The 26,289-nt window shown below is 49.1% G+C and carries 27 protein-coding genes; 18 read left to right on the forward strand and 9 right to left on the reverse strand.

All coding sequences use genetic code 11. From position 1 onward, the window contains the following. Nucleotides 1-50: 50 nt before the first annotated feature. The 5 genes from ABXJ76_RS11300 to ABXJ76_RS11320 all read right to left on the reverse strand — a co-directional run bounded on the left by ABXJ76_RS11300 (nt 51) and on the right by ABXJ76_RS11320 (nt 5,622). Entirely contained in the window at nt 51-1,637 is a 1,587-nt protein-coding gene (locus ABXJ76_RS11300) for a hypothetical protein (RefSeq protein WP_432740588.1), read from the reverse strand. Between the two features lie 151 nt (nt 1,638-1,788). Beyond that, nucleotides 1,789-2,592: an ABC transporter permease gene (locus tag ABXJ76_RS11305; protein ID WP_432746503.1), complete on the reverse strand. Its 804-nt coding sequence runs from the start codon at nt 2,590-2,592 to the stop codon at nt 1,789-1,791. A gap of 59 nt (nt 2,593-2,651) precedes the next feature. Beyond that, nucleotides 2,652-3,392, reverse strand: coding sequence for an ABC transporter ATP-binding protein (locus ABXJ76_RS11310; RefSeq protein ID WP_432740589.1), 741 nt, complete (start codon nt 3,390-3,392; stop codon nt 2,652-2,654). Then, nucleotides 3,389-4,426 carry a PQQ-dependent catabolism-associated beta-propeller protein gene (locus ABXJ76_RS11315; protein WP_432740590.1) on the reverse strand — a complete coding sequence of 346 codons (1,038 nt, stop codon included), beginning with the start codon at nt 4,424-4,426 and terminating at the stop codon, nt 3,389-3,391. Before ABXJ76_RS11315 ends, ABXJ76_RS11310 begins: the two co-directional genes overlap by 4 nt. 2 nt (nt 4,427-4,428) lie before the next feature. Continuing rightward, nucleotides 4,429-5,622, reverse strand: coding sequence for an ABC transporter substrate-binding protein (locus ABXJ76_RS11320; protein WP_432746505.1), 1,194 nt, complete (start codon nt 5,620-5,622; stop codon nt 4,429-4,431). Between the two features lie 323 nt (nt 5,623-5,945). Between ABXJ76_RS11320 and ABXJ76_RS11325 the strand changes: the two genes are divergently transcribed. The 3 genes from ABXJ76_RS11325 (at nt 5,946) to ABXJ76_RS11335 (ending at nt 9,023) form a co-directional block, all read left to right on the forward strand. Beyond that, nucleotides 5,946-6,293, forward strand: coding sequence for a hypothetical protein (locus tag ABXJ76_RS11325; protein ID WP_432740592.1), 348 nt, complete (start codon nt 5,946-5,948; stop codon nt 6,291-6,293). An 18-nt stretch (nt 6,294-6,311) separates the two neighbouring features. Next, nucleotides 6,312-7,136 carry an MOSC domain-containing protein gene (locus ABXJ76_RS11330; protein ID WP_432740593.1) on the forward strand — a complete coding sequence of 275 codons (825 nt, stop codon included), beginning with the start codon at nt 6,312-6,314 and terminating at the stop codon, nt 7,134-7,136. Between the two features lie 78 nt (nt 7,137-7,214). Continuing rightward, nucleotides 7,215-9,023 carry a Na/Pi cotransporter family protein gene (locus tag ABXJ76_RS11335; protein WP_432740594.1) on the forward strand — a complete coding sequence of 603 codons (1,809 nt, stop codon included), beginning with the start codon at nt 7,215-7,217 and terminating at the stop codon, nt 9,021-9,023. Between the two features lie 30 nt (nt 9,024-9,053). Here ABXJ76_RS11335 and ABXJ76_RS11340 read toward each other — a convergent pair whose 3' ends face one another. After that, nucleotides 9,054-10,109: an IS701 family transposase gene (locus ABXJ76_RS11340; protein WP_432740595.1), complete on the reverse strand. Its 1,056-nt coding sequence runs from the start codon at nt 10,107-10,109 to the stop codon at nt 9,054-9,056. Between the two features lie 72 nt (nt 10,110-10,181). Here ABXJ76_RS11340 and ABXJ76_RS11345 point away from each other — a divergent pair, with 72 nt between their 5' ends. From ABXJ76_RS11345 to ABXJ76_RS11360, 4 genes are all read left to right on the forward strand, one after another. Beyond that, nucleotides 10,182-10,439, forward strand: a complete 258-nt coding sequence (locus ABXJ76_RS11345) for a hypothetical protein (RefSeq protein ID WP_432740596.1) — start codon at nt 10,182-10,184, stop codon at nt 10,437-10,439. A gap of 384 nt (nt 10,440-10,823) precedes the next feature. Then, the gene (locus ABXJ76_RS11350) at nt 10,824-11,966 is read left to right on the forward strand and encodes an efflux RND transporter periplasmic adaptor subunit (protein ID WP_432740598.1); all 1,143 of its coding nucleotides are present in this window, start codon (nt 10,824-10,826) and stop codon (nt 11,964-11,966) included. Then, a complete protein-coding gene (locus ABXJ76_RS11355) occupies nt 11,963-13,909 on the forward strand; it encodes a MacB family efflux pump subunit (protein WP_432740600.1) in 1,947 nt (648 codons plus the stop codon). The genes ABXJ76_RS11350 and ABXJ76_RS11355 overlap by 4 nt, the downstream gene beginning before the upstream one ends. Before the next feature lie 64 nt (nt 13,910-13,973). Continuing rightward, nucleotides 13,974-15,326 carry an efflux transporter outer membrane subunit gene (locus ABXJ76_RS11360; protein ID WP_432740601.1) on the forward strand — a complete coding sequence of 451 codons (1,353 nt, stop codon included), beginning with the start codon at nt 13,974-13,976 and terminating at the stop codon, nt 15,324-15,326. A gap of 154 nt (nt 15,327-15,480) precedes the next feature. Here the strand turns inward: ABXJ76_RS11360 and ABXJ76_RS11365 are convergent, their stop codons facing one another. After that, nucleotides 15,481-15,654 (reverse strand): hypothetical protein, encoded by a 174-nt coding sequence (locus ABXJ76_RS11365; RefSeq protein ID WP_432740602.1) that lies wholly within the window; start codon nt 15,652-15,654, stop codon nt 15,481-15,483. A 90-nt stretch (nt 15,655-15,744) separates the two neighbouring features. Between ABXJ76_RS11365 and hemP the strand changes: the two genes are divergently transcribed. The 11 genes from hemP (at nt 15,745) to ABXJ76_RS11420 (ending at nt 24,220) form a co-directional block, all read left to right on the forward strand. After that, nucleotides 15,745-15,930, forward strand: coding sequence for a hemin uptake protein HemP (gene hemP, locus ABXJ76_RS11370; protein WP_432740603.1), 186 nt, complete (start codon nt 15,745-15,747; stop codon nt 15,928-15,930). Nucleotides 15,931-16,061: 131 nt separating this feature from the next. After that, entirely contained in the window at nt 16,062-16,307 is a 246-nt protein-coding gene (locus tag ABXJ76_RS11375) for a hypothetical protein (protein WP_432740605.1), read from the forward strand. Further along, nucleotides 16,273-17,091, forward strand: a complete 819-nt coding sequence (locus ABXJ76_RS11380; protein WP_432740606.1) for a TonB family protein — start codon at nt 16,273-16,275, stop codon at nt 17,089-17,091. The genes ABXJ76_RS11375 and ABXJ76_RS11380 overlap by 35 nt, the downstream gene beginning before the upstream one ends. A 7-nt stretch (nt 17,092-17,098) precedes the next feature. Further along, complete coding sequence (locus tag ABXJ76_RS11385; RefSeq protein WP_432740607.1) at nt 17,099-17,878, forward strand: MotA/TolQ/ExbB proton channel family protein; 780 nt, start codon at nt 17,099-17,101, stop codon at nt 17,876-17,878. Further along, complete coding sequence (locus ABXJ76_RS11390) at nt 17,875-18,303, forward strand: ExbD/TolR family protein (RefSeq protein WP_432740608.1); 429 nt, start codon at nt 17,875-17,877, stop codon at nt 18,301-18,303. The genes ABXJ76_RS11385 and ABXJ76_RS11390 overlap by 4 nt, the downstream gene beginning before the upstream one ends. A 127-nt stretch (nt 18,304-18,430) precedes the next feature. After that, on the forward strand, nt 18,431-18,700 hold the full coding sequence (locus tag ABXJ76_RS11395; protein WP_432740609.1) for a hypothetical protein: 270 nt from the start codon (nt 18,431-18,433) through the stop codon (nt 18,698-18,700). A gap of 132 nt (nt 18,701-18,832) precedes the next feature. Beyond that, nucleotides 18,833-20,971: a TonB-dependent receptor gene (locus tag ABXJ76_RS11400; protein ID WP_432740610.1), complete on the forward strand. Its 2,139-nt coding sequence runs from the start codon at nt 18,833-18,835 to the stop codon at nt 20,969-20,971. 45 nt (nt 20,972-21,016) lie between these two features. Next, nucleotides 21,017-21,688: a Fe2+-dependent dioxygenase gene (locus ABXJ76_RS11405; RefSeq protein ID WP_432740611.1), complete on the forward strand. Its 672-nt coding sequence runs from the start codon at nt 21,017-21,019 to the stop codon at nt 21,686-21,688. A 21-nt stretch (nt 21,689-21,709) separates the two neighbouring features. Then, nucleotides 21,710-22,366, forward strand: a complete 657-nt coding sequence (locus ABXJ76_RS11410; protein ID WP_432740612.1) for a PepSY-associated TM helix domain-containing protein — start codon at nt 21,710-21,712, stop codon at nt 22,364-22,366. A gap of 433 nt (nt 22,367-22,799) precedes the next feature. Then, nucleotides 22,800-23,297 carry an MlaC/ttg2D family ABC transporter substrate-binding protein gene (locus ABXJ76_RS11415; RefSeq protein ID WP_432740613.1) on the forward strand — a complete coding sequence of 166 codons (498 nt, stop codon included), beginning with the start codon at nt 22,800-22,802 and terminating at the stop codon, nt 23,295-23,297. After that, on the forward strand, nt 23,297-24,220 hold the full coding sequence (locus ABXJ76_RS11420; RefSeq protein ID WP_432740614.1) for a zinc metalloprotease HtpX: 924 nt from the start codon (nt 23,297-23,299) through the stop codon (nt 24,218-24,220). Before ABXJ76_RS11415 ends, ABXJ76_RS11420 begins: the two co-directional genes overlap by 1 nt. 235 nt (nt 24,221-24,455) lie before the next feature. Here the strand turns inward: ABXJ76_RS11420 and ABXJ76_RS11425 are convergent, their stop codons facing one another. Together ABXJ76_RS11425 and ABXJ76_RS11430 are read right to left on the reverse strand one after the other, a co-directional pair. After that, on the reverse strand, nt 24,456-25,454 hold the full coding sequence (locus ABXJ76_RS11425; RefSeq protein WP_432740615.1) for a L,D-transpeptidase family protein: 999 nt from the start codon (nt 25,452-25,454) through the stop codon (nt 24,456-24,458). A 28-nt stretch (nt 25,455-25,482) separates the two neighbouring features. Beyond that, complete coding sequence (locus ABXJ76_RS11430; RefSeq protein ID WP_432740616.1) at nt 25,483-26,217, reverse strand: SDR family NAD(P)-dependent oxidoreductase; 735 nt, start codon at nt 26,215-26,217, stop codon at nt 25,483-25,485. Between the last annotated feature and the right edge of the window lie 72 nt (nt 26,218-26,289).

Genomic DNA, 26,289 nt, shown 5'->3' on the forward strand with positions numbered 1-26,289 from the left:
TTTTCAAGCGCTATATACATATATTACTATATTTCAATAACATACATTATTTAAATGAAATCGTAGCCTTTTTTATCCTGTACCGATACCAACTTGCTTTTTTCCGCTACCCGTCGACACTCAAACTGCCGGTAACCCAAGCCGACATTCTTCCTATTACTCAACACAACAGGAAAGTCTTCATTGTTCATAAACATTCGAATAACATCATCATCTTTCAGCATAAAAGTATCGGTAATAATATAGCTTTTTTCACCCTCCGATTCTTTTGCGCTATAAAACAGGGCTTTTTGTGGAACCTCTTTTCCCATTTCATCCAATTGAACATACGTGACGTTAAAAGATGCATCAGCCAATAATTGCATGCCAAAGTTTATTCTGCCGCGTTGCTTATCGACAATGACCTTGTTGACTATTCCTAATGAACGTTTATGTTCTAAACTGTCTGTTTTTCTAAAACTAACCAAGCTACCCACCGATAGTACGCCGGTTTTTTCAAAACTACAGGATAATAATCGGTCAGACGCCGATTGAACGAGAAGTTCCATCTCTTTTTCACCGCCAACGCCTCTGGCATTTTGCAGTTCATGGGTTGACTCCAAGCCTACGGCAATATATCGATCCGCTCTATCACTAAAGAGAGGCACGCCCTGCAAATCAATTCCCAACCATCGCTGTTCAAGATAATCCAACAATTCTGCAGCGGGTTTTCCGCTATTATTGTTCAATAATAGCATTGAACTAAACCTTGCCTCCGCCGCATTGATCAATTTTTCTTTTTGCTTAAAAGCCTTAAATAATTTGGAAAAATCCAAATACAACATGGCTGAATCTTTTTTAGCGCCTACTTCAAATTGATAATGCGGTGATTTATCCTCGTCCGTTAAGACTATGCACTGTATTTTTTGCCCATTCACCGGTTCTTTTTTTAGGCTAACCAAAGATGCTACCGTTTCTATAAAACGATAAGCCACCAAAACTTCCTTTTGCATTAAGCCGCTCGGATCAGCGAGACTGAGTAACAGGACCTGCCGATAGCACTCTTCAGCACTACTGGATTTAGTGGATCGGGTTATATCGTTGGCAACTTTATTCGTATCCTGCTTTATTTTTACGCTCAAACTATAAAGCGAGTGTAAATCTATCCATACCCAGTCAGGTATCGGCATCCCCATAATAAAATGACTGACAATAATACTACCCAGTCCTTTAATGCTGCGTTGGATTGCCAATGCTGCATTCTTGCCTTGAAACCAGCCGACATCACGCTTAGTTAGCTCCTTAACCACCATCCAATAACCGATAGTGAATTCCTTTTCAATTGAGGTCAATACGTTCAAAATCTTGTTGTCATTCTCTTCTTTTGGAAAACCTGCTGTAATCAGTCTGGAGCGAAGATAGTTTTCAATAACATGAACGCTGGGACTTAAAAGCTCCAGCGCATCCAGCCTTAACTGGACAGTCATATCAATAGCATTGAAATCTATCAGAAAATCGTGCAACAGGCGCGTAGCTAAGCCGGGATTAGCCGTAGGTAATTCAGCAACCCAATGTCGTAGCGCCTTTGCTTCAAATTCTTTTAGGCGCAGGGGATTATTTTGTTGTGCTGGAATAACCAGAAAAAAAGAAGTCTTCACATATTCACCAAATTTACTGTAATGCGTTACGCTGCCCTACAAAAACGTGCAAGTGCATTGCCTACATCAATGCAGCCAATGCGCATAAGCTTCGCCTAAAGCGACTACCGTTGAAGCCCCCTCGATATCACTAAACTATCATTATGAAACATCAAGCCCCGCCTTTTCTGGTCATCATCCCTTTTGACGGGTTATAGCCTATGATGGCTGCCGTCATAAATACGATAAAGGCAACGAATGTATAAATAAATGCTTGGCTGTTAAACTGGCCGTATAGGGCGAAACGAATTAACTCAACAGCCTGGGAAAATGGATTATAGTGCGCCAGATTGTAAAGCAGCGTACTGGACTCTTTCATTTTCCATAAAGGGTACAAGGCGGTTGACATAAAAAACATCGGGAAAATCACAAAGTTCATCACGCCGGCAAAATTTTCCAATTGCTTGATAAAAGAAGACAACAACAACCCCAAAGCGCCCAACATTAATCCTGACAATAACAGTGCAGGCAGTACCCATAAATAGCCTTGCCAAGGCGCCTGAATATCATAAAACCATGCAATCGCTAAAAACACATAGACTTGCAAAATGGATACGCCGGTACCGGCCAGTAATTTACTAAGCAATAAAAACCAGCGCGGCAACGGGCAAACCATCAATATACGCATACTGCCCATTTCCCTGTCGTAAACCATCGATAATGAACTCTGCATGCCGTTAAACAACTGAATCATACCGATCAGGCCGGGGGTAATATAAACCTCGTAAAGAATATAGGTCTCGTAAGGCGGGGTGATCGCCAGTCCTAATGCGGCTCTAAATCCGGCCGCAAACACAAACAACCAGACCAAAGGCCTGACCAAGGCGGAAATAAAGCGCTCGCGCTGGGTAACAAAGCGCCATAATTCGCGCCAGATGATGCCCCACATGGCGCGCCAGTAATGAAGCAGCCTCACGCAGGGCTGCCCTGCCCTGCGCCCTTCGGGTAAATGCAAATCCGCTCCCGGCCGATTAGTCATGCCTGCTCTCCTTGGGTCAATACATAAAAAGCGTCTTTAATCGTTGGCGTTTTTGTTACCTTAAGAACCTCGTCAACCGTTCCGTTGGCTTTGACCTGTCCTTTATCAAGCACGATTAAATGGTCATCAGGATAAATCTCATCGATCAAATGGCTCGCCCATAAAACCGCCAATTTTTCTTCGCCGGCCAAGCGATGCACATAGTCGACGATAGACAGCCGACTAGGCACATCCAAACCAACGGTAGGCTCATCCAGCAACAGCACCGACGGTTTATGCAATAAGGCTCGGGCAATTTCTACGCGCCGCCTATGCCCGCCATTGAGCTGACGTACTTTTTCAGAGCGTCGGTCATACATCGCTAAGCGCTCCAACTCCTGCTGAATCCTTTGCGTAGCCTGTTTTCGACCCATGCCATGCAAGGCGGTGTGATAGCGCAAGTTTTGCAGCACCGTCAAATCCATATCCAACGTAGTTTGCTGAAACACCACGCCCAGTTTTGCCAGCGCTAATCGTGTCTGCTGTTTAATATCAAAGCCGCATAACTCGATACGCCCGTCACGCGTATCGTACAAGCGCGTAATCAAGGAAAATAAAGTACTCTTCCCTGCCCCGTTAGGGCCTAACAAAATCGTGCATTCACCCGGCTGAATCTTAAAATCAACCTGGTTTAGCGCTTTTTTATCGCCATAAGAGAAACTTAAATCTTCGACGAATAATGCGGCGGATGAGTTCATGGCTTGACTGCAACTCCCCAAGGATAATTACCCACACCGACCGATTTAGTCACTTTTTGACTGTCAAGATCAATAATCGAAATATCGTTGCTGGTACCGTTAGTGGTATATAACCTTTTTTGATCCGGTGAGAACGCTAGATTCCAGACCCGCTGCCCAACCAGCAGATATTTTTCCACCTCAAAAGTCTGCGCATTAATGACCGCAACACGGTTAGCAGGCCCCAATGCCACATAACCGCGTTTGCTGTCTTTATCGATAACTACGCCGACCGGCTGGATTTTATCGCGCGTCACGCCTTGTACATCGAACGAGATGGTTTTGATGATCTGCTTGGTTTTTACATCCAGAACCATCAAGGTACCGGCCATTTCCGAGGTAACCCACAGCTGCTGACTATCAGCAGTAAAACCCAGCGCCCGGGGACGCGGATCAACCAGGGTATTTTCAACAATAGTATTGGTTTTGGGATCAATCCAATGCACCATATTGGTGGTTTCAGACGCACTGACCACCCAGCGATTATCAGGACTCGCGGTGATGCCCTCCGGCTCCACACCCACTTTAATCTGTTTGACGGCTTTTTTATCAGCAATGTCGATGACGGTTACCAGACTATCATCTTCATTGGAGACATAAAGTCGGTCGCCAGCAGGATTTATCGCAAATGTTTCGGGATCTTCGCCGGACGGCAACTGCCCCACTGCTTTCAGCGTCTCGGCATCGATAATCTTGATAGTATCGTCATCACTGGTTGCCACATACAAAAACTTATTATCGGGGCTGATGGCGATGCCTCTGGGGCGCTGACCGATTTCTACTGTTTTGATGAGTTTACCGGCGATAGGATCGACAACCGCCAGCGCATTATCTTTTTCCAGCGTAACAAAAACCGTTTCTGCTTGCGCATTTGCAACGAATGCAATCGATAAAATTGCAAAAACGGCTGTAGGGGCGACTTTAGTCGCCCATTGCGCTAAAGGGCGACTAAAGTCGCCCGCACAAGCATTCCTGGATACAAATGTATTTCTCATGATTATTTACTCCATTTACAAGTCGATTCAGGTTGATCATAACCCAGGGTATCGAGTTCGGTTTTCGGATGCAAAAAACCTTCAATCGGCGCAACAGCGACCAATGATCTGGGTGCTGCCAGCAAAACAGGTTGCCGCAACTGTCCATCCCAAGATCGGAACGACAAAGGATTGCCTTTATAGCCTTGCAACGCGAATGCATCGCTCAACATATAGTCTTTAAGCCGGTTTACCTCAGTAGATTGAGTCCGGGTAGCCGCCTCGCCGACAGCTCTAACCGCCAGATAAGCGGCATAATCTTGTTCTTCCATCCAGCGTCCCGCTTGCTCTTTAAAACGATTTTGAATCTGCACCGAGCCCCATTGTTCATGGGTTCGATGCCATGCCGTAGCGATTAAGCCCTGAGTGCCGATCACCGGTCTGGCATTCCATGTCCGGTATTCAAGATATTCACCAAACCGGCCTTGCTCATCGGCAACGACCAACACATCGTAATCGTCCACCTGAGAAAATACCGCCACATCCGATTGTGCGGTGCGCCGCGCATCGTAGGTATGCTCCCAGGTTTTTTCCTCGACTATTTTCATGCCGAAACGTTTGGCCGCTCGCCTGAGCGCATCGGCAAATAAACGATCTTCCTCGGTAGCGCCGATGACTAAGAACCACTTATTCCAGCGTTTTTTCATCATGTATTGCGCCAGCGCATCGGCACGCATTGCCCTATTAGGCAAAAGATGCAAAACGTTATGGCGGCATTGCTCATTGCGTAGCGCATCATCGATGGTCGCCACATCAAACAGCAGCTTCAGTTTTGCGGAGGGCAAATCTGCGATGCTATTGATCGTATCGCTAGGCAAGTTGACAACGACATACGGGTATTGATCGCCAATAGCTTTATTAAAGGTATCGATAACATTGCCATCCAGCGGCACGATGAATTTTTTCAGCACAAACTGCTGCCCGGTAAACTGTCCGGTCGTATTATTGTCATCAGTCGCCAGTTCTGCCCCCAAAATGCCCTTATCTTTGATAAACGCATCCAGATTAGACATCGGCGGAGGAACTTTCTGCTCTTGCGTTAAATAAGCGATATTGATCGTCTGTTTAGCCCCGGCATAAACAAAATTAACGCTAAGCAAATGAATAATAAATAAAAACTTAATAGTTACCTGGAGAGACAAGTTAATTGATCGCATCATTTCCTAATAATAATAAAACACACAGGCGCTAATTTTAACGGATTCATTCACTTTGTTTAGTTTTTCGATGAAGTTGACTAAAACTAGCATGAAACATTTCATTCTAAAATTGCCAACCTACCGTAAAACTAGGGGTCATAACATTAACAAAACTCATTCTTTTTAGAATGCCAGTATCATTGGCAAATAGTCTATTGACTTCATTCAACAAAGAGCTCAGCATCAACAAAATACCTATTATTTCAGGCCTAATTTTAGGTTCAAGATCAAACCATTGCCGTTTTTTACGGCCCGATTAACTTAAGCTAAAGGACATAAAAATGGACGCCAGCAAAGTACAACCACGACAAGAACCCCTTATTACCACGACATCCCAACGCGCAAAAAGCTTGGAAAAAAATGAGTCCTCTATCGAAACCCGATCAACTAACGAGCAGGACGACAGTTCAAAAATTTCTACTCCAACAGTACAGCTTTCCGATACCTCAATAAGATTATCTGCATCTTCACCGGTAAAAAGCAGCGACAGATCTGCCCCGATAGAAAATAAAGAACAAGCTCAACAAATGGCCCGCCAAATTATCGCCGATTTTCAAAGTAACCCGGCCCAGGCACAAGGAACTCACAGCAATATAACTGAAAACGCAGTAAAATCTTTGTTAGGTTAAGACCACCGCTCATCGCCAATGACACATTTTATTTTAAGCGGAATAACCCTCTATCCCGTAAAGTCATTAGCAGGCATTCATGCAACCAGCTGGCCTGTCACTGAAAAAGGCTTTCAGTACGACAGAAAATGGATGATTATCGACCCTAACCGGCAATTCCTTAGCCAGCGCAAGTTGCCGGAAATGGCTTTAATTAAAACCGCACTGACTGCTAAAAACCTAATCCTGTCTGCGCCGGGCATGGAAGATTTATTCCTACCCATTAAACCCGTTGATGGACAACTCATTAACAGCACCATCTGGCATGACCAGTGTGATGCTCGTAGCGTTTCAAAAGAAGCCGACCAATGGCTGAGCGATTTTTTAAAACAAGATTGCCAACTGGTTTACCAGCCCGACGAGGTCATTCGACCCGTTGATACCGCCTATGCTAAGCCTTCAGACAAGGTGGCATTTTCTGACGGTTTTCCTTTCCTGATCATTGCAGAAAATTCTCTGACTGTATTAAATAACGAAATGCAGCTGAATTTGGCTATGACCCGTTTTAGACCCAATCTGGTTATTTCCGGCTGTCCCGGCTATACAGAAGACAGCTGGCGCGAAATCAGCATTGGCGCTATCGATTTCAGACTCCCCAAACCTTGCTCCCGCTGCTCCATTCCAACAATAGATCCTGAAACCGCACAGACCGGCAAGGAACCGCTGATTACGCTCAACCGTACCCGGAAATGGCAAAATAACGTTTATTTCGGACAAAATGCCCTGCATAATCAATGCGGTCAATTGAGTGTCGGCGATACCGTGCACATCAAACTAACCGGCGCAAAACAACCGCCAATCTAGCCTGTTTAGGCGAATAAACAGCCGCCTTTCATTCACTTCGACTTCGCTCAGTCAAGTAAAAAAATCCTCCAACTAACCATGCATAAAGCCCTATTGTTGATTGTCATCCCGCTATTGTCTTACGGCTTTTGGCTCAGTGAAGAATTTAAAGGCATTGCGGCCGGTGTCTCAATTTTTCTGTTCGGCATGCTGTCTCTGGAGCAAGGATTTAAAGCATTTACCGGTGGCGTACTGGAGCGAATTCTACAAAAAACGACCAACACCACTTGGAAAAGTTTTGGCTTCGGCTTTCTATCGGCTTCCTTGATGCAATCCAGCAGCTTGGTCTCCGTCATCACCATATCATTCCTGAGTGCGGGCTTGCTTAATTTAGTTACCGGTATCGGTATTGTTTTCGGCTCCAATCTGGGTACGACAACCGGTGCATGGCTAATCGCAGGACTGGGGCTGAAAATCAACATTGCCACCTACGCCATGCCAATGCTGGTTTTTGGCGTTTTATGCGTATTCCAGAACGGCAAGCAGATAAAAGGCATCGGTTATATCCTGACCGGCTTGGGTTTTCTGCTGCTCGGCATACATTACATGAAAGAAAGTTTTGAGCACTTTGAAAGCACCATAAACTTAGCCGAATATGCCATGCCCGGCGTCAAAGGCTTACTTATTTATACGGCTTTAGGCATCATCGCCACCATTATCATGCAGTCCAGCCATGCCACCATGCTATTAACCATTACTGCGGTTTCTGTGCATCAAATTACTTATGACAATGCACTGGCGTTGACAATAGGCGCCAATGTCGGCACAACAGTTACCGCGATTATTGCTGCTCTTGGCGCCAATATTCAGGGTAAACGCCTAGCAGGCTCACATCTGTTAATCAACCTGTCTACCGGAATCTTTGCCCTGATTTTTATTAAACAATTCGGTATCGCCGTTGACATCGTCAGCGCAAAACTCGGTATTGCCGATACCGACAATGCGCTGAAACTAGCGACATTTCATAGTCTATTTAATCTTACCGGCATTATCCTATTTTTTCCATTTATTCATCAACAGGTTGCTTTACTGGAAAGAATATTTATCGAAAAACGTCCCGCTATTTTCAAACCGATATATTTGGACCCGTCCGCCATGGATTTCCCTGAAACAGTCGTTGAATCGGTCAGACTGGAAAGCATTCATTTATATGAAAATGCCATTCATATTATTTTGCACACTTTTGGCCTACATCAACGCGATCTCCAACAAAATGATTCACTCAAACAACTCATAGATCAAAATGCCCAGCCGATTGAATATGACATAGACGCCAGCTATGAAAAGCGAATAAAAGGTATCTACAGCGCTATTATTGCCTTTATCAGCCAAGCCGGATTCACCTGGGAAATGACCCAGTCGTCAAGACTTTCCTGGCTACGCGAGGCCAATAAACATCTTGTAGAAGCCATTAAAGATACCAAGCATTTGCAAAAAAACTGGGTTCGAGCCAGATCGTCAACCAATCAAATCAGAATCGATGAATACAACAAAATTGCCTACCAAATAGTCTTGCATATCCAGAAAATTGAAACGTTCAGGCATGAAATTGAAGGCAATGAATTACCGTTATTATCGTTGGACACCTTAAAAGCTTCCATTAAAAATGACGACATGCAAATGAATCGCACCATTGAAACACTGATTAGAGAACGAAAAATATCCCCTGAAACCGGATCTTCGCTGATTAATGACAGCGCTTATATGCGCAGCATTAAAAAAAACCTGCTGAAAGCCGCCGAAACGCTGTTTTTGCACGGTAACATCGGCGATGCCGATGTTGAACATCAATTAAGCCTAAATGAAACCGAAATCAATGATGTTGTTCACACTATGGATACCCAATAACATCATCCTTACACCATTTAATTACTGATGTTACGCAGCCAGTAATTTTTGCAACTCTTCATAAGCTATCTGGTTCGCTTTGATAAACAGCTTAGTTCTTAGCGCAAAATGATTGGCCTTGTGTTTTATCTTCAGACATTCCAGCTTGAACACCGCATAGATCGACATGAAGACAGGGTTGTTCTGGGTAGTGACCGTACGGGTTGGTGACTTTGCCAACCCCGCATTGGATTTTAATGACTTGTGGAACTCCTCAACTTTCCACCGTTTTTGGTAGATCGTGGCGGCTTGTTCGCCATTGCACGCTAAATCACTGCATACCAGATTCAATAGGCCGATGCTGCCGTCTTTGTTTGTAAAGACCCGGCGGACGAAAAGCACCTCATGAGGAAAACCTTTCATCCAACCGCGCACCGCCTGCTGATCCGCCAATTCCAGCTGACTGATCCGTACAAAACGGCCTTCTTTCTTGTCGTCTTCTGTTAAAGCCACCCAGCGGTTATCCTTTAGGGCGCTGATGAAGTGCTTGTCTTTTTTCAGGATGAACTCAAAGTTTTCCTTGCTGGCAAACCAACTGTCTGTCAACACATAGCGGAACTTGATGGCATTCGCCACACTGGTCGCTATCATCTCCCGCATCAGCTCATTTTTGGTGAACTCACTGGCCCGCTTGACCTTGCGGGTCTTCACATCACTGAACTGGTAAGGCTTGCGCACCACTTCAAAGGCGACGGGAATTGAAACTTCACCACTATAGTATAGGGCGTTCAGCAAGTTGATTCCTTTGACCGAACGCCCTTTGCAGTGATCATAGTGCCAGCACATGATTTCGTTCTCATCCGTCCAGGTCTTCTCCTGAATGGTATCGTCAAATATCAAGCAACCATCTTCCCGTTCTATCTGGCGTACTGTCGCTTTAACTTGCCCCCACAGGTCTTTGGAGGTAAATGCTTTCGATGCCAGAAAACGCGTCATCTGGTCATGGCTTATATCCCCTTCCATCATTGCCGACAATCCGGTCGCCGTCGCAAACCCGTTATTGCAGATCAGGTAGTCTGTGTATAATTCTAGTTTTATTTTTTCCATCCCGAAATAATACGCTTTTTGAAGGGTGGGTGCGTAACATCAGTTAATTACACTCAACCCGTCATTCCAGCGATGAAAATAAAAAAATTACTCCATAAATTACAGGCCTTTTTTGACACCGACAAATACAAAAAAAGACAACATATCGAGGAATTGAAAAAAATCCTGCTTAAACTAAAGAAAAAAGAACGACAAATCATCGATGCCTTGCAACAGACTGACGACGATTGCTTAACAAAACATTATCAAACTGAATTAGAAATTATCAGGGCGCAGCGAAAAAAAGGCATTGAAGTTTTGCAACAACTTAAAAATCCTAACAAAAGTTGAACGCAAGACAGTTGGCGGAATGAGCATTTGTTCGATCTTAAGGTCGAGTTATACGAGTTCTATGCGGCTCAGTTGATGAGCGCGTAACCAACAATTGGAACAACTGGTGGAAAACTTGGCATACTATGATCTAAAGCTAGACAAACCAAAACGCCATGGCGGCATGCCCAAAAATGCCCCAAAATAGCACTGATGTTATATGAACGTGGAACGATGCCGTCATCACGACGAGGGCATCGCTGCTACAATCGTCTCAACTGTCCAGGTTTACGTTAAAAGCCGCTTGTTTAAATTAAGTCACCTTTCCTTATCACCACCATGCTCCGATCCTATCTTCGTAAATATCGACACATTGCCCCCAGTCGTTTCCTGTGGATTTTTTTTATGCTTCTGCTTGTTGCCGGGATTGTCGGTTACGGCTTACTGCAACCCGAGCAATCGAAAGACGCAAACAAAAATGTCGTCAACGTAACGCTGGGAGACATTGAAGAAAACGTCACCGCCCAAGGCAAACTGGAGCCGAAGGAATTCGTCGATGTCGGCGCTCAGGTTACCGGCCAGTTGCAGAAAATTTATGTGCAGATCGGCGATAACGTGACTGCCGGGCAATTGCTGGCGCAGATCGATCCCCGGATTTATGCGGCGCGGGTGCAGGCCGACGAGGCCAATATCAAAAACTTGCAGGCGCAATTGGTCGGTCAGCAGGCGCAGGTGGTATTTTCCCGGCAACAGTATGGCCGTAATCGCGAATTGCTGAAAAATAAGGGCGTCAGTCAGCAGGATTATCAGAACGCCGAGTTTAACCTTAAGAAAGCCGTATCGACCGCAGCTTCGATTCAGGCCCAAATCGAGCAGGTGCAGTCGACGCTGAGCGGCGATAAAACCAATCTCGGCTATACCAAAATTTATGCGTCGATGGACAGCACGGTCGTCGACCAAAAAGCCCGCGAAGGCCAGACGCTGAACGCCAACCAATCGACACCGATGATTTTGCAACTGGCCAAACTCGATACCATGACGGTGCGCGCTCAGGTCGCCGAAGCCGATGTGATGCTCTTGCGGCCCGATTTGCCGGTGTATTTTTCGACGATGGGCTCCGTCGAGCAGCGGCGCTGGCAAGGCAAAGTGCGGCAGATATTGCCGACCCCGGAAGTGATCAACAATGTAGTGCTGTACAACGTGCTGGTCGATGTCGACAATCATGACCGCCAATTGATGACCGGCATGAGTGCGCAGATGTTTTTCGTATTAGGCAAGGCCGAACAGGTGCCGCAGATACCGGTTGCCGCCTTGGGAGCGAGGCTGCGCAATGAAGACAATCAAAAGGGTGCGGCTTATCGCGTTAAGGAGGTCACCGAACAGGGCGTGGAAGAAAAGACCATACACGTCGGCCTCCGAACCCGACGCTTTGCGGAAATACGCGATGGCCTGGCTGTCGGCGCACGATTGCAGGCCATCGCGCGCGCGGGCGATAAGGAGCAAAAGAATGATAGCCGCTCTCCTGCTGCGAGGGGGCCGCACTTATGAGCATTACCGTCGATACGCCGTTACTGGCGCTCAACAACATCCAGCGCTACTATCCCAACGGCGATACGGTAGTTCGCGCACTGAATGATGTTTCGCTGACCATTTGGCCCGGCGAATTCGTAGCGATCATCGGTCAGTCCGGTTCCGGCAAGTCGACCTTGATGAATCTGATCGGCTGTCTCGACAAGGCCAATATCGGCAGTTATCGTATTCTGGATCAGGATGTGGCCGGGCTTGATGCCGACCAGCTGGCGGCCTTGCGCCGCGAGACTTTCGGTTTCGTCTTCCAGCGCTATAACCTGCTCAATAACGCCTCGGCGGCGGAAAATGTCGAAATACCGGCGCTGTATGCCGGCTTGTCGAAAGCCGAACGCCACAACCGGGCCATGCACTTGCTGGAGCGGCTGGGACTGGCGAATCGCGGCGATCACAAGCCGATGCAGATGTCAGGCGGTCAGCAGCAACGGGTCGCGATCGCCCGCGCCTTGATGAACGATCCGCCGGTGATTTTGGCCGATGAACCGACCGGTGCGCTCGACAGCCAGAGCGGCAAAGAAGTTATGGCGCTGCTTAGCGACTTGCATCGGGAAGGCCGGACCATTTTGCTGATTACCCACGACGAAAAAGTCGCCGCTCATGCCCAACGGGTTATTACCCTATGCGACGGCAAAATCGTCAGTGACGACGGCGAAAATCGCGGCGGCTGTCTGTTATCGCCGCCGCAACATCGCGACATCGGTGCAGCCGGACTGGCGGCAGAACTGTTGGAAGCGGCCAAAACCGCGATACGTTCGTTGCATTCCAATCTGTTCCGCACTGCGCTGACCCTGCTCGGCATTGTCATCGGCGTCGCCGCCGTAGTGACGATGCTGGCGGTGGGACAAGGCAGCCAGGAAAAAGTGCTGAATCAAATGCGGGCCATGGGCACCAATATCCTGTCGATACGTCCCGGCGCACCCGGCCTGCGCGGCAGTTCCGATGTCGCGACCCTGATTCCGGCCGATGCCGATGCCATCGCCGAGCTGGGCAATGTCGAATGGGTCTCGCCGGAACGCAATGCGCGTCTGACCGTGCGCTACGGCAACATCGATTACGCCACCAGCGTTCAGGGTGTTGCGCCCGGCATGACGGCGGTTCGCGAATGGGCGGTTGCCGACGGAGACTTTTTCGACGAGCGCGATATGCGCCGCTACGCGCCGGTGATCGTACTGGGGCAAACGGTCAGACAGATTCTGTTTCCCGATCGCGGCGATCCTTTGGGACGCTATGTGATGGTCGGCAATATTCCGTTTGAAGTGGTCGGGGTGATGGCCGCCAAAGGCGCCGATGCCCAGGGCAACGACCGTGACGATACGGTATTTGTGCCGCTGACTACCGGATTGATCCGTTTGTTCGGGCAGAATTATCTGGGCGGTATTACCGTGAAGGTGCGCGATGTCGAGCAGATCGACAGCACCCAGCAGATGATTTCCGATTTGCTGCTCGGCCGCCATCAAGTTGAGGACTTTAGAATACGCAACATGGCCTCGATTCTGGCAACCGCCGCCGAAACCCAGAATACCTTTACTCTGATGCTGGGCATTGTCGCGGCGATTTCCTTGCTGGTCGGCGGCATCGGCGTGATGAACATCATGCTGGTCAGCGTAACCGAACGGACCCGAGAAATAGGCATCCGCATGGCCACTGGCGCACGCCGCCGCGACATCCTGCTGCAATTCAACACCGAAGCGGCGGTGGTCTGTACGCTGGGCGGCTTGATAGGCGTATTGCTGGGTTTTGCGGCGGGAATCGCGTTGCGCTATTTCGATATGGCCGTGATTTTTTCGCCGCTGCCGGCGATATTAGCTTTTTCCTGTGCGTTCGGCACCGGCTTATTGTTCGGCTATCTGCCGGCGCGCAAGGCTGCCGGACTGGATCCGGTGGTGGCTCTGGCTGCGGAATGAAAAACATCACGACTCTTCGTGTCCTTTGCGGCCAATCATGTCCCTGCTTTGAAATACACTCTTGATGAAAAGTAAATTATCGATAATTCCAGTGTTGCTGTTTTTGGCGGCCTGCAATCTGGTGCCGAATTTCCAGCGCCCGGACGTGGAAACCCCGGCTCAATGGCATGACGCCAGCCTGACACAGCAAAAATCCGCCGTCGATCCGCAGTGGTGGCGTACTTTCGGCAGCGCGGAACTCAATCACCTGATAACGGAGTCGCTGCTTTACAACAACGATCTGGCCGCTGCCCGGCAGCGTGTCGAACAGGCCAGAGCGCAGGCCAAGATTGCCGGTGCTAGCTTGTGGCCGTCAATTGGATTACAGGGTGATTTTATCGATACCCGCAACAACGGCGGCGACAGTCAGAAAGGAACCGGGCAGTTTACAGTCGCCTACGAAGTCGATTTGTGGGGCGCCAATCGCGCCCGCCGCGACGCAGGTTCGGCGCGCTTGCTCAGCTCGGTGTTTACCCGCGATGCCTTACAGCTGGTGGTGATGTCCAATGTCGGCCAGGCTTATTTCAACCTGTTGGCACTGGCTGAGCGCAAGCGCATTGCGACCGAGTTTTTGGAAAACGTCGCTGATGTATTGGCGATTGTCGAAGCCCGTCATCAGGCCGGTGCGGTATCGGCGTTGGATGTGGCGCAGCAGAAGACCGAGCTGGCAACGGCGCGCGCCAGTCTGGATTTGGCGATCCAGCAGTACACCTTGGCGGAGAATGCGTTGGCAATATTACTCGGTCATCCGCCTCAGACGGTGGCTTTCAATGCCGAGCGTTTTTCCGACATGCTGCTGCCGACGGTTAACGCCCTGCAACCGGCCAGTCTGCTGGAGCGCAGACCGGATGTCCGGCAGATTGAAATGGAATTGATCGCCGCCAACGCCGACATCGGCGTGGCGCGGGCCGCCTTTTATCCGAAACTGCAATTGAATCTGGATGCCGTTCTCGCCTCGCCGCAACCGACGGGCGTGGCGTTGGCGATGGCTTCCAGCCTGGCGCAGCCCTTGTTTCAGGGCGGGCGTCTGGAGGCCGGTCTGGAGAATGCAGAGGCCCGCAACGCCGAATTGGTGGAGACCTATCGGAAAACGATTTTGACGGCATTCAAAGAAGTGGAGGATGCAGCGGCGATACGCAGTAATTCGGCCCGCCGTCTGCAAGCTTTGGCGGATGCGCTAGACATGGCCCGGCTGGCATATCAGCTGTCCCTGGATCGCTACCGGCTGGGCGCAATCGATTATCAAACCCTGCTTTCAACCCAGCGCAGCCTGCTGAATACCGAGAACAGCCAGGTTCAAGCCCGGCAGGATGTCCTGGTGGCGATGGTGCAGCTCTATCAGGCTTTGGGCGGCGGCTGGTCGAGCAAGCAACCGTAAAATCATCGCAATCTGATCCCGGCTAAAAACATCTGGCCGGATAGGACAATAACTATCGCCTGTGCTTCCCCATTGTTTGCTTGAGTCCGTCTTTAGAAATTATCCGATAAATGCATTGCTGCTCTTAGCATCAAGGGCGCAACGCCGCCCTATCCTATTCCTTATAGCTTTCGGCCCTCTGTTTTACATCCTCAAAATGAATGTCGCTCTGATCGGCGACGCGCTTGCCGTAGTCGTTATCCGCCTGGCTGCTCAAGAAATAAAAACCGAATAACGTCAATAAGCGATACATCGTAGCGGCATCAATGGCCGAATTGAACAGACACAATTCATTTTGGATTGTGCGCAGACATTTTGAGTTGTCAGCAAAAACAACAAGCGTTGACTTTACAAATGATAATCATTATCATTTGTAACCATGAACAAACAATCTAACGGCACTCTCGAACCCCTGGGCCTGGCGCTTTCTGCAAAGCAAGGCATAGCACCGCGTTTACACAGCGTAACGCTATTTGGTACGGCGCGTGAGATTGTCATCGAACATGCCGGCGAGGAATACCGATTGCGTTTGACACGTCAGGGTAAGTTAATTCTGACCAAGTAAAAAAAGTAGCCGGCTATTCAACACCTTCAGGTGTTGAATAGCCAGCCAATGTCAACGACGCGCACTGCCAGAGCAGCCAGTGCCGTCTAAACGCTGCATAGCAGCTATCTAACAGTTGGAGGGTGAACGCAATGAGTTCAAACAAACGTCACAAGAAAGTGTGTCTTTCCGGTAACGGCGATTGTCGCGTGGTCTTTTGCCCCGGTTGCGGGACCCTAGAGATCAATTTGGGCGCATCAACGATACGCACTGATTATGAATCATTGAACCTGCTTAGCTCGGTGTTAAATCGCGCCAAAGTGCAGCTTGCCCGGATGCAAAATGCGTCACCGGCAAATGGCGATGCTCCGCAAATTAGGCCTGGCCGTGTTCACTAAAATTTGCTTCCAGGCAGTCACCTTCTATTTCCTGGAAAATCGTTCTGCATCGATGACGGGAAATTTTAATCACGCTGCAGTTACACGCAGTAATAACCCCCCATGGGTTTGGGTTGCGCTGAGCCTGGTGCTGTGCGCGCATATGGCTGCGCTTGCGGCATTGCTGCCGCAAGCGCAGTCTTTACCGCTTGAACCTATCCCTGAACCAATCATGGTAAGCCTATTGAGAACGCCGCAAGCTGCGCCGCAACAGCCGATGGCACCGGTAACGCCGATAGAAAAGAGACAAAAGCCGGTCAAGAGGTCGGTCAAAAAACCGATCAGCAAGCCGGTTGTGCCGCGCATAACAAAAACCAGGATGCCGGTCGCGCCGCCCGCCGCACAAACAACGCCCCCTGAAGCGGCGACAAGCTCAGCTAGTGCCGAACCGGAGACTCGGTCAACAAACAACAAGCCTGCCCAGAGAACAAACAAAGCGGCGGCAGACACGCAGCCATACCAGTCGCCAAGCTTTAACGCTGCCTATTTAAATAACCCGGCACCGCATTACCCCGCAGTCTCGCGGCGACTGGGCGAACAAGGCCTGGTGTTGCTGCGCGTACAAGTGACGGAAGACGGTACCGCCGGTTCCGTAGAGCTGCAAACCGGCAGCGGTTCAAGCCGCCTCGATCAGGCGGCGCTGGAAGCGGTCAAGAAATGGCAATTCGTTCCGGCCAAACGCGGCGAGCAACCGGTCAGCGCATCGGTCGTTGTACCCGTCAGATTTTCAATAGAAGAAGGATAAAATCATCATGCAAGCAGAATATCTCTTAGACAACCTGAAATTCATCAGCCAAGGCGGAGCGGTATCTATCGCCGTAGCGGCGATGCTGCTGTCCATGTCCATCGGAAGCTGGACGTTAATGGTCACAAAAGCCATACAGGGACGGTGCTTAAAAAGCAGCAACATGGTTTTTTTAACGCGCTTTTGGCAAGCCTCGTCGGCAAGCCCATCATCAATGGCGACCGTCATGGACGAGAATTTAAACAAAGCAGAAAATCCGTTTGCGCGTCTTGCCGCACAAGGCATTAATGCTGCCGAGCATCATAAGCGTTACACCGCTCAACTCTTGGCAAAGCGCTTAGATGCGGCCGCCGCCAAGGATGATGGAAGTACCGCGTTGCAGGAGCACTCGCGGCACGATGAATTTATTGCCCAAGCGCTACGTCGCGTTATCAGCCAGGAAGCCATGCAGCTGGAAACAGGTCTCACCTTATTGGCGTCGGTGGGCAGTATCGCCCCGTTCATCGGCCTGTTCGGTACCGTCTGGGGAATTTATCATGCCCTAGGCAGTATCGCCGTCGGCGGCCAGGCTACCGTAGACAAAATCGCAGGCCCGGTCGGCGAGGCGCTGATCATGACCGCATTCGGTCTGGCCGTCGCCATCCCCGCGGTGCTGGCTTATAACGCCCTGGTGCGGGGTAACCGCCTGTTAATGGGCGAGATGGAAACTTTCGCCCATGATTTGCATACCTACCTGACCACCGGCGTACCGTTGGCAGCTACCATGACGGCGGCGGATTTATCATGATGAGTTCAGGCGGCTTCGGCGGCGACAATCACTATACCCAGCCGATGGCGGAAATCAACACCACGCCGATGGTCGACGTCATGTTGGTATTGCTGGTCATTTTTATCATGACTGCGCCGCTGCTCACCCATGCGATCAAAATAGACTTACCCCAGGCCGGAAGCGAGTCCAGCCCGGAAAAACCTGACACCATCACCCTGTCGATAAATGCCGAAGGCAAACTGTTTTGGAACGATACGCCATTTAAAGAGGAGGAACTTGCCTCGCGACTGGCAACAGCCGCACAAAAAAAACCTCAACCCGAATTGCATTTGCGCGCCGACAAGAACACCAATTATCAGCAACTAGCCGCCGTGATGTCTGCCGCACAAATCGCGGGCATTGAAAAACTCGGCTTTGTGACTGAGCCCAAGCAACAGGAATAATGTCATTCACTTCAATTCAGGAAGCTGCCATGAATAAAGACGAAATACTTAACCGCATCATGGCTGCTGTAACTAACCGTTGTGTTGAGTTTATACGTGACTTCACATAGATATCAGGAGAATCATCATGTCTGAAAAAGATCAGCAAGAGACCTTATTAATGGCTATTGAAGATTTAAAAATGCACTATCAAACATTGCAGAATCCTTGTATTGCCCTGCTTATTGCCCGGTATTATCGTTTGCTTAGCCTGTTGAATATAGCCCAAAACAAGCAAGAAAATTACGCCGCCTATGCAAAAACATGGCTGACGCGTCACATCAACAACCCAAGGCATTCGCAAAAAATACAGCATCAGCTTAACGATTTTATTCAGCTTTTTGAATTTAACGGATAACCGAAAAACCGCAGGATAAAGTCAAAGTAGCCGCGCACCGCTATCTTTGCCCCCAATAAAAAACAGCCAGCCATCGCCTTTTGTGTGACCAGCCAGCCAACAACAAGCTAACCATAACAAGCAAGGCTATTTATGAAAAATCACAAAAACCGGCCGCTAATGCTGGCTATTGCCGCAATATTGAACGCACCGCATACCGAGGGCGCTGAGATCGCCAAGCAGGTACTTCCAGAAGTTAAGGTGAAAGCCGCCGCTGAAAAAGAACCCGCCTACAAGGCAGACACGTCCAGCACCGGGCTTAAGTTTGAAACAGCTATCCGCGACATCCCCCAATCCGTCAGCGTCGTGAAAGAGGAGTTGGTCAAATCGCAAAATGCCTTTAACCTGCGCGATGCGCTGAAGAATGTCAGCGGTCTGACCATCGCTGCCGGCGAAGGCGGACGCACCGGCGACTCGATTACCTTGCGCGGGTTTTCAGCGAACTCCGATACCTATCTCGACGGTGCGAAAGAAAACGGCCAATACTCTCGCGACACGTTTTTCCTGGATCGCGTCGAAGTGCTCAAAGGCGCGTCTTCGGTACTGTTCGGGCGGGGATCGACCGGCGGCGTCATCAATCCGATTGCCAAAAAGCCAGTGATGGGAAAGTCATTTGCCAATGCCGATTTTACTTACGGTAATTACGATTTCAAGCGCACCACGCTGGATGCGGGAACAAAACTGACCGATAACGTGGCCGTGCGGCTCAACGCCCTCTATCAGGATGCCGATTCCTTCCGCGATTACAATTACACCAACCGCTGGGGAGTAGCGCCGTCGATCAAAGTCGACTTTACCAAGGATACCGACCTGACCCTGATGCTGCTGCATCAGGAAGAAGACAGCGTCTTCGACTACGGCGTGCCGATGATCGGTGGGCGGCCTGCCGATGTCCCTGTCAATCAATTCTACGGTTTCAAGGACGACCTGCTGCAAACCTATGATACTTCGGTAGTGACTGCAATATTCAATCACCGCTTTAACTCGGATTTTTCGGTACGGAATACGGCCCGATACGGCAATTACGACCGCAACTACCGCACGTTGCTATTCGGCGCCACCTCCGGTACCGGGTCTGCTACGACCATAGCGCGAACCCAGGCGCTGCGCGAAAGCCCGCAACAGAATTATTACAACCAGACCGATTTCACCTTTAAGAAACCGCTGTTCGGCTTTAACAACACCCTGCTTTTTGGCGCGGAAGTCGGCTGGGAAGATTATAGTTTTCGATCCAAAAATTCGACTGGCGTTACCCGAGTTTCCATCTATAACCCGATAGGAACGTCAACCGTCGGTTTAGGGCGCGCCAACGATTTTTCCGGCGTACTGGCAACCGACAGGAATACCCAAACCAATACCGTCGCCGGTTACGTGCTCGATCAGTTTGAGATTACGCCCGAGTGGAAGCTGCTTGCCGGAGGACGTTATGATGTCTTTCAGGCGAAACAGAATGACAATCTTGTTAACACCAATAATTTTGAACGCACCGATCACCAGTGGAACCCGCGTGCCGGACTGGTTTGGCAGCCGAAAGATTGGCAGGCATACTATTTCAGCTACGGCACGTCGTTCAATCCTTCGGCTGAAGCTTTTTCTCTCGCCAGCAATACCGTCAACCTTAAACCTGAGCAGAGTCAAAATTTGGAAGTCGGTGCGAAAATAGATCTTTTTGACGGACGGCTTAGTGCGACCGGTGCGCTATTTCGCCTGGAAAAAACCAATGCGCGGACCACCGATCCCACCGACCCGACCCGGAATATCCTGGCCGGCGAGCAGCGCACCGACGGTTTTGAATTAGGGCTGTCTGGAGATTTACTGCCTGACTGGAGCCTTTCGGCAACTTACGCTTATCTCGATGCCGAAGTAGTTAAATCGAATAACAGCGCAACAGGTTCGGTCAGCGGTCTATCCAAATCGCTCGAAGGCAAGAACTCGGTGAATGTGCCGGAGAACAGCGGCGTGGTCTGGACCAGTTACAACATAACTCCCGAATGGGAAGTCGGCGGCGGGGTATTCATGTCCGGCTCGCGTTTTACTGATGCGGTCAATGAAGTGGCTTTGCCCGGCTATGCGCGTCTCGATGCGACCGTGGCTTATCACCATAAGCACTTCGATATACAGGCCAATGCCTTCAACCTGCTGGACAAGGTCTATTACGAGTCCGGACAAACCAACACGGCCCTGCCAGGAGTACCGCTGTCGGGGCAGCTTACCTTACGGCTGAAATATTAAATCTTCAGCACCCGACCGCAACCACATCACCGATAGAGGCTATGCATGCTACTCGCCATTGAAAATATTTTGACTACCGAAGAACTCGCTAATGCGCGCGAACTCTTCGCCAAGGCGCAATTCGTCGATGGCCGGGTCACTGCGGGCGAGCTGGCCGCGAAGGTGAAACACAACCTGCAACTGGCCGCCAATGCGGCGGAAACGCAAGCGCTGACAGCCCTCGTTCATGATGCGCTGCATTGCAATCCGCTGTTTGTTTCCGCCGCGTTGCCGAAGGTAGTCTGCCCGCCGCTGTTCAATCGCTATGTTGCCGGCATGGATTTCGGCATCCATGTCGACAATGCGATCCGCGTCGGTGCGACGACCTTTCGCACCGACGTATCGGGAACGCTGTTTTTGTCCGAGCCTGAAGACTATGAAGGCGGGGAATTGGTCATCGAAGACACTTACGGCGTGCAGGCCATTAAACTGCCTGCCGGGAGTCTGGTGCTATATCCATCCAGCAGCTTGCATCGGGTTGAGCCTATCACCGGCGGCCACCGCGATGTTGCCGTATTCTGGGTACAGAGCATGATTCGCGATGTCGCCCAGCGCAGCCTGTTGTTCCAGCTTGATGCCGGCATTCAAAGCCTGCGTGCCCGCGCCCCGGAAAGCCCCGAGATTGTCCCGCTGGTCGCCACTTATCATAACCTGCTGCGCATGTGGACGGACATCTAACACCAAACGGAAATCATCATAATGACCGATGTACAAAACCCGGAAATATTGCACCGGAAACCTAAACGGTTTCAATGGCTCAAATGGCTGCGCCGTACCCATGCCTGGGTCGGGCTTTGGGGAGCTGCATTGGGGCTGTTGTTCGGCGTGAGCGGAATTTTGCTCAATCACCGTATGGTGATGAAAATTCCTGCGGCAAAAATGGAACGGTCGCACATTGAAATTGCCTTACCCGAGCCGCTTCCAGTGGATGCCAAAGCTTTGGCGAAATGGCTGCGAGCACAGTTACGCATCGACCGGGAACCGAGTAAGATTTCTACTGAACCGGCAAAAGCCGTAATCTGGTCGGGTCAAAACCTCCAGCAACCCAGCCAGTGGCGGGTGGATTTTCACAGTCCGCAACAGTCTGTTAACGCCGAATACTGGGTAGGTAATGCTTATGTTTCGATAAAGCGTCAGGACGCAAACGTCTTCGCCTTCATCACCCGCTTGCATATGGGTGTCGGCATGGGAACAGCCTGGGTACTGCTGGCAGATACATTGGCAGGCGGCTTGGTATTTCTTTCCCTGACCGGCCTGTTGTTATGGACCAAGCTGCACGGATCGCGTCTGCTTATGGCAGGGTTGGGGCTGGCTTCGCTGGGACTGGCAGTATTTGTTGTATTGAGCTCGCTATAAATAACATTGCGACTCGCGATTATAGGTCGCCTAGTTCCGTAAGCAGCGTATTGTCAATACGCAATCGACACAGCTTGACGTTTCATTTGAATTATAAGCATCATAGTGCGCTATTGAAATTGCAGTCCAGAATGGTTCAATAGCAAAAATCATGGGTTCACTGATATGAATAACTGCTTATAAAAAATCAGGCTCCCCATTCATTACCCCTGAATTGAAAGATGCGATTACACTTTTTAAAAAAATAATCAAAGGCCATACTTACTATGTTAGTAACCGGATAATTATGAGAAATCTAACTGATCGACAAGTAATAACAGGTGTATTTTTTGCCATATTCCTCGGTTTACTATTTTCTACTAAAGCAATAGCAAAAGATTTGCTTCCTCCTCAGCAAGTCATACAAAATGTTTCCTCACAATTACAGCAAAAAATGAAAGACAAATCCTTTACCAGGGATTTTGCACAAGTTGTACGGTTCGTTAATGGCGTTATTGACCCGCATATCGATTTCAATCAAGTTGCCCAGTTAGTGCTGGGAAGACACTGGAAAACAGCAACACCCCATGAACAGGAACGCTTTAAAGATGAATTTGAAATCCTGTTGGTCAGAACCTATTCCAGAGCGTTTGTCGAATATACCGATTGGTCAATGCGTTTTCGACCCATTCAAGTGCCCAACGCAGCCACAAGAATCATGGTCAGAACCGACGTTCTGCAACCCGGTCGCCAAGCTGTTGAGGTCAATTACCGAATGCTACTGAATAGTGGCGAATGGAAAGTCTACGACATTATGATTGACGGTGTCAGTCTGGTGACCAATTACCGCACAACCTTTAACGATGATATTCAAAGAAAAGGCTCGTTAAGCATCGTCATTGATGACCTGGCGAAACGTAATACCGAAGCGCTATCCGGTAAAAGTTCCTAATGATAGTATTCAGTCGCAAGCTAAAAAACTTCCTGTATACCCTAGCGCTGTTTCTGTGCATGGGCGCCATTTTTTCCTTAGTCGGTTTTATTTTAGCAGGGGTTGAAGGCATTTTATGGGCGACGTTTTTAGGCGTCTTAATACTGGCTATTAGCCCGAACATACCGCCATCTTTGATTTTTTCTATGTATGAGGGCAAATTGCTATCGGCAAATAATGCCCCCGATCTTTATCAGATAACACGGGAACTGGCCGCCCGCGCTGACTTACCCGCGCCACCCGCGCTTTATTACTTGCCCAGTCAACTGATGAACGCTTTCTCTGTAGGCACCTCAGAAAATTCGGCCATCGGTCTGAGCGATGCGCTGTTAAATACCCTGAGTATACGTGAACTTATTGCGGTACTGGCACATGAAATCAGTCATATCCAGCACAATGATGTACGCGTGATGACTTATGCCGACATTATTAACCGCATCACCAACACCTTATCTTTAACCGGTTTTTTTTTGTTTTTTATAAACTTACCGTTGTATTTTTTAGGGTTGGTAACTATTTCCTGGTTTGCATTAGGCGCACTCATTATGGCGCCAACCTTGATGAGTTTTCTGCAACTTTCATTATCTCGAATGAGGGAGTTTGATGCTGACCATCAAGCCGTTTTATTAACGGGCGATCCAGAAGGTCTGGTCATGGCGTTAAATAAATTGGACACTTATGAGACCTCAATTTTAGACGTACTATTCGGCCGCGGCCATAGCTCATCGATTCCATCAATCCTCAGAACGCATCCAGACATCAAAGAAAGAATAGATCGACTTTTACGTTTTAAAAAACTACCGAATCAAACTCTGACATATTCAAACCATGATCGATTTGCTGTACCGATTCACTATCAAAAATCAGTCAGAAAATCACCCTGACATTGAGTCGATTTTTGATGCCAGGGCATTCAGCGTACCATCCCATTACAATCCACCCGTCCTAAGATTGACCAATAGACTACCGCCCCCTGAGCCAAACAGGATGAGGCAGTCCGATAATACAAGCTTTTTCTTAACGGGAGAATTTCCGTCGCACCATTATTTCAGCCTTAAATGCCATGAATGCCTTTGTTTAGTACTGCCTGGTCGGCGACGCGACGATACCATCAACTTTCTATAGCAATCTTTGATAAAGCGCCACTGGATTTCCGTCCAGAACGGTAAGCGCTTGCTTTAATGCTTCCCGGTCAAACTCCGGCATGTTCTGCGCCGCGCCAGTTTCCGACTGGTTTGCGGCATATACACCATCCCTGGCGATATTGGCTTTTTGGATAAGCTTCAACGCTACATCCAGTTTCTGCTCCAGTGTTGTTTCCTCACCCTCCAAATCAGGGTGCGCTTCTATGTAGAGGGTATTGTCCAGCCATCCAACCTTGATGGCTTGTTTGACCATATAGACTGATGTTCCTACCGGAACCGAATGGTACAAGGCTTCAATGTCTTCAGGGTACATGCGTACGCAACCGTGGGTTATCTGCATCCCTATACCGTAAATCTTATCTATATCGGTGCCGTGTATCAGATAACCGCCGGGAACGGCCAGATGCATCTTGTAGGCTCCCAGAGGATTATGGGGACCCGGTGGAACCACAGCAGGCAACGGATCGCCATTTGCCGCATGTTCGCGCCTGATTGATTCCGGCGGATGCCATGACGGATCTTTAACTTTGCGCACTATGCTGGTTTTACCCAGAGGTGTTTTCCAGTCTTGTCGACCGATACCATGCGCATAGGACATTACCTGTGGCGCAGTCCCTTTTTGAGTCGGCGGATAATAATACATCCGGTATTCGGCGATATTTAAGGTAATGCCTTCATGCGGCGTATCCGGCAAGATACGCCTATTGGATAAACGAACAATCTCATCCTTTTTGACATGCCAGCGGTCAACGTCAGGGTTCAACCGCACTATTTCTGTTTGCCCCAGAAGAAAGCGCCTGGCCACATCAGGTAAGGTTTCGCTTTGTTCCGCCCGCATTAAAGGCACTTCGTCATGGAATTGGGTGATGACACTGTCATTGCTGTTCTCCGGCAATGTATAGGTCGTAGCATTAGAAATGCCGCTGATAGCAAACAATAAAATAGAAACGGCAAATGATGGGCGCACTTTCATTAGGATAATTTTCTCAGGATAATTTTTACTAAAACAGTTCTTTAAACGGTCTCAAATCCAGTTCATGAGTCCATGCGCTGGGGTGTTGTTTATGCATGGCCCAATAGGTTTCGGCGATAGCGTCCAGCTGTAACAAGCCATCCTTGCCTTTGGCCTTAACATAGTCGGGGAACTGATTCTTTGCCCGCTCGCCATCAATCACGCCGTCAATGACGGCGTGAACCACATGTATGCCTAGCGGCGAAAATTCTCGTGCCATGCCTTGCGCCAATGCCCTTAAACCGGCTTTCGCGGCAGCAAATGCGGTAAACGGCGGCTTTGCTCTTAGTGACGCGGTCGCGCCGGTAAAAATTAGCGTTCCTTGTTGCCGGCCTTTCATTGCCTTAACCGCTTCCTTGCCGAAAAAGAAAGCACCCAGGCAATTTTGTTGCCAAAGTACGGTAAAGGTTTCCGCATCCGTTTCCAATAAAGGCGCTGGAATATTGCTGTCTACATTATAGGCAGCAATATCGAGGCTATAACCATCGAGTTGCGCTATTTTGAATAAATGCGCCACATCGTGTTCAACCGTTGCATCGGCGATAACAGCAGTGGCTGAGCCGCCTTTTTGCCTGATTTTTTCGGCTACCCGTTGAAGCTTGTCTTCACTGCGACCGGCTATATAAACGTGCAAACCTTTTGCTGCAAAATAGCTCGCGAGTGTAGCGCCCAAGCCCTGCTCCGGGCCAACTCCGATGATAACGGCTGAACATTTTTGTTCCATGATTCACTCCCTAAATTGACCCTCATTGAGAAAAGGCTAAAGGCTAAAAAAAATCTTAAACATCAATGCAAG

This window comes from Methylobacter arcticus, from assembly GCF_050917435.1.
GTDB classification, from domain to species: domain Bacteria; phylum Pseudomonadota; class Gammaproteobacteria; order Methylococcales; family Methylomonadaceae; genus Methylobacter_A; species Methylobacter_A titanis.

Excerpts from the sequence above, each read along its gene's own strand:
- ABXJ76_RS11310 (WP_432740589.1), bottom strand. The coding sequence starts at position 3,392 with ATGAACTCATCCGCCGCATTATTCGTCGAAGATTTAAGTTTCTCTTAT.
- ABXJ76_RS11315 (WP_432740590.1), bottom strand. The coding sequence starts at position 4,426 with ATGAGAAATACATTTGTATCCAGGAATGCTTGTGCGGGCGACTTTAGT.
- ABXJ76_RS11320 (WP_432746505.1), bottom strand. The coding sequence starts at position 5,622 with ATGCGATCAATTAACTTGTCTCTCCAGGTAACTATTAAGTTTTTATTT.
- ABXJ76_RS11325 (WP_432740592.1), top strand. The coding sequence starts at position 5,946 with ATGGACGCCAGCAAAGTACAACCACGACAAGAACCCCTTATTACCACG.
- ABXJ76_RS11330 (WP_432740593.1), top strand. The coding sequence starts at position 6,312 with ATGACACATTTTATTTTAAGCGGAATAACCCTCTATCCCGTAAAGTCA.
- ABXJ76_RS11335 (WP_432740594.1), top strand. The coding sequence starts at position 7,215 with ATGCATAAAGCCCTATTGTTGATTGTCATCCCGCTATTGTCTTACGGC.
- ABXJ76_RS11340 (WP_432740595.1), bottom strand. The coding sequence starts at position 10,109 with ATGGAAAAAATAAAACTAGAATTATACACAGACTACCTGATCTGCAAT.
- ABXJ76_RS11345 (WP_432740596.1), top strand. The coding sequence starts at position 10,182 with ATGAAAATAAAAAAATTACTCCATAAATTACAGGCCTTTTTTGACACC.
- ABXJ76_RS11350 (WP_432740598.1), top strand. The coding sequence starts at position 10,824 with ATGCTTCTGCTTGTTGCCGGGATTGTCGGTTACGGCTTACTGCAACCC.
- ABXJ76_RS11355 (WP_432740600.1), top strand. The coding sequence starts at position 11,963 with ATGAGCATTACCGTCGATACGCCGTTACTGGCGCTCAACAACATCCAG.
- ABXJ76_RS11360 (WP_432740601.1), top strand. The coding sequence starts at position 13,974 with ATGAAAAGTAAATTATCGATAATTCCAGTGTTGCTGTTTTTGGCGGCC.
- hemP (WP_432740603.1), top strand. The coding sequence starts at position 15,745 with ATGAACAAACAATCTAACGGCACTCTCGAACCCCTGGGCCTGGCGCTT.
- ABXJ76_RS11375 (WP_432740605.1), top strand. The coding sequence starts at position 16,062 with ATGAGTTCAAACAAACGTCACAAGAAAGTGTGTCTTTCCGGTAACGGC.
- ABXJ76_RS11380 (WP_432740606.1), top strand. The coding sequence starts at position 16,273 with ATGCTCCGCAAATTAGGCCTGGCCGTGTTCACTAAAATTTGCTTCCAG.
- ABXJ76_RS11385 (WP_432740607.1), top strand. The coding sequence starts at position 17,099 with ATGCAAGCAGAATATCTCTTAGACAACCTGAAATTCATCAGCCAAGGC.
- ABXJ76_RS11390 (WP_432740608.1), top strand. The coding sequence starts at position 17,875 with ATGATGAGTTCAGGCGGCTTCGGCGGCGACAATCACTATACCCAGCCG.
- ABXJ76_RS11395 (WP_432740609.1), top strand. The coding sequence starts at position 18,431 with ATGTCTGAAAAAGATCAGCAAGAGACCTTATTAATGGCTATTGAAGAT.
- ABXJ76_RS11400 (WP_432740610.1), top strand. The coding sequence starts at position 18,833 with ATGAAAAATCACAAAAACCGGCCGCTAATGCTGGCTATTGCCGCAATA.
- ABXJ76_RS11405 (WP_432740611.1), top strand. The coding sequence starts at position 21,017 with ATGCTACTCGCCATTGAAAATATTTTGACTACCGAAGAACTCGCTAAT.
- ABXJ76_RS11410 (WP_432740612.1), top strand. The coding sequence starts at position 21,710 with ATGACCGATGTACAAAACCCGGAAATATTGCACCGGAAACCTAAACGG.
- ABXJ76_RS11415 (WP_432740613.1), top strand. The coding sequence starts at position 22,800 with ATGAAAGACAAATCCTTTACCAGGGATTTTGCACAAGTTGTACGGTTC.
- ABXJ76_RS11420 (WP_432740614.1), top strand. The coding sequence starts at position 23,297 with ATGATAGTATTCAGTCGCAAGCTAAAAAACTTCCTGTATACCCTAGCG.
- ABXJ76_RS11425 (WP_432740615.1), bottom strand. The coding sequence starts at position 25,454 with ATGAAAGTGCGCCCATCATTTGCCGTTTCTATTTTATTGTTTGCTATC.
- ABXJ76_RS11430 (WP_432740616.1), bottom strand. The coding sequence starts at position 26,217 with ATGGAACAAAAATGTTCAGCCGTTATCATCGGAGTTGGCCCGGAGCAG.